The sequence below is a fragment of the Streptomyces triticirhizae genome, from assembly GCF_003696235.1.
GTDB lineage: Bacteria > Actinomycetota > Actinomycetes > Streptomycetales > Streptomycetaceae > Streptomyces > Streptomyces triticirhizae.
On record NZ_RFFJ01000362.1, the window covers coordinates 1 to 2,377 of the forward strand.

Below are 2,377 nucleotides of genomic sequence, written 5' to 3' on the forward strand. Positions count from 1 at the left end.
GCCGCAGGCGGCGGCGCCAGGCGCCGCCGCCTGAGCCGCCCCCGGCGCCCGGCGCGCCCGCCGCCTCCCGCGTCAACACCCGCCGGATCTCCTCCGGTTCGGGCCGGGCGCTCGGCCGCTTGCTCAGCAGGCGCAGCACCAGGTCGCCCAGCGCGTCGTCCACCCGTTCCGGCGGCCGGGGCGGCGCGGAGATCACCGCCTGGAGGGTCGCGGCGAAGTGGTCCCTGCGGAACGGGGAGGCGCCCTCGGTGGCCATGTAGAGCAGCACGCCGAGCGACCACAGGTCGGCGCCGGGCCCCGGCCGTTCGCCCAACGCCAGCTCGGGCGCGACGAACTCGGGCGAGCCGACGAACGCTCCCGTGTCGGTCAGCGCCTGCTCGCCCTCCACCCTGGCGATGCCGAAGTCCGTCAACACCACCCGGCCGAACGGCCCGAGCAGCACGTTCGCCGGCTTGACGTCGCGGTGCAGCACGCCGGCGCCGTGCGCGGCGACCAACGCCTCCAGCACGCCGAGCCCGATCCGCGCGGCCTCGGCCCGTTCGATCGGCCCGTCCGCCAGCCGCTCTTCGAGCGAGCCGCCCCGCACCAGCTCCATCACCAGCCAGGGGCGGCCGTCCTCAAGGACCAGGTCGTGCAGGGTGATCACGCCGGGGTGCCCGATCCGGGCGGCCGCCGTCGCCTCCCGCCGCATCCGGGCGAACGCCCGCTGTCGACGGGCCGGTTCGACGCTCGCCGGCAGCCGGGGCTCCTTGACCGCGACCTCGCGGCCCATCACCTCGTCCCTGGCCCGCCAGACGGTGCCCATCCCGCCCTGCCCCAGCCGCTCGACCAGCAGATAACGCCCGCCGAGCAGCCTGCCCTGGCCGTCGCCCGCCCCGTGGCGTGGAACGGCGTGCGCGCCTTCGTTCACCAGACAGCTTCCCCGTGTTGTCCCGTGCTCCGTGCCGCGCCGTACTGTGCCGCGCCGTACTGTGCCGGTGCCGCGCCGCGCCGCTCGGGGCCGTACTCCGCCGCGCCGGATGGTCGTGGTTCCGGCGTTCGGACCGGCCGGCCGCTACCCCGCGCGGCGGTAGCTCTCCGCCGTGACGTCGTAGATGTCGGCCACCCGGTCCCTGAGGTCCTCGGGACCGAGCACCTGAACGACATGGTAGTCACCGGCGATGAGCAACACCCGGTTGAACGCCACCACATCGCGGTCGCCGTCCCGCCAGCCGAAGACGCCCTCGGCCATCTGGACCTCGCCGACCCTGGTCTCGATCAGGCCGGTCTGGTCGCGGAACTGGTAGGCCCTGAAGTCCGCCAACTCCGGCTGCTCGGTGAGCTGGTACTCCATCGGCGTGTCGCCGAAGTCGGCCACGCTGTCCCGCCCGGGGACCACCAGGATCTCCACCTCGCCGTCGCTGTAGACGATCCGGCCCTGTTCGCCCTCCGTGCGCTGCCAGTCCGCCGGCACGGCCAGCGCGAAGCCGGCCGCGTCGTCGACCAGCTCGAACCCCTCGGGGGGCGGGGCCGGTTGGCTGTCCTGCTCGTTGGGCGAGGGCTGGGTGGCGCCCTCGGTGGGCTCGACCGTCGCCTCGTCCTCGCCATCGCCGGGGTTGGCGCCCTCGACGTCGCCGGGGCGGTCCGGGTTCTCGGCGTCGTCCGGCGGGGCGTCGACGTCCGGGGTGCGCTCGCCGGTCGCGTCGTTCGCGTCGCGCTCGCCGGGCGCGAAGGCCAACACATAGGCCACGGCGCCCGCGAGGCCCAGCAGCACCAGGGTCAGCAGCACCCGGCCGAGCCGGCGCGGGGGGCGCTCCCCGCGCGGGCGCCGGCGCGGGCCGACCAACTCACCACGGCGGCGCAGTATCGGCAGCCGCCTGGGGTCGGACGGGCGGCCCGGCTCCAACGCGGGCGGCGGCGCGGTGACCGTGCGGCGGCCGACGTCGGGCTCGGGCGCGCCGCGCAGCAGCGAACGGAGCCAGCCGCGCAGCGCCTCGGCGCTGGGCCGCTCGGTCGGGTCCTGCCGCAGCAGCGACTCCACGATCGGGCGGAGCGCGCCGCAGTCCTCGGCGAACGCGGGCTGCTCGGCGCAGACCGCCTGCACCAACTCGGCCGCGCTCTCCTCCGGATAGGCCGGGAAGCCCTGCACCGCGCGGAAGAGCAGCGCGCCCAGGGCCCAGAAGTCGGCCGGCGGGCCGACCGGCGGCGCCAGCCGCCAGTGCTCGTAGACGGGCCCGGCCTGCTCCGGGGCCCAGCGCTCGGTGACGGCGCCCACGGTGGTGATCCGCGCCTGCCGGGCGCGTTCGGCGGCCAACGCGCTGTCCGGGCCCCGGTAGCGCCGCTCGGCGTCCCCGGCCCGGGCCTCCCCGGTGCGGGCGGGGGCCGACCGGGCCGGGCC

1 protein-coding gene and 1 pseudogene are annotated in these 2,377 nt (G+C 76.8%); both read right to left on the minus strand.

Features of this window, described 5'->3' with window-relative positions; all coding sequences use genetic code 11:
• Window positions 1–910 (minus strand): serine/threonine-protein kinase (locus EBN88_RS29585; RefSeq protein WP_233581121.1); only part of this gene is annotated, 910 nt, incomplete at its 3' end.
• Between the two features lie 144 nt (window positions 911–1,054).
• Window positions 1,055–2,377: pseudogene (locus EBN88_RS31025) on the minus strand (hypothetical protein); the annotation flags it as partial.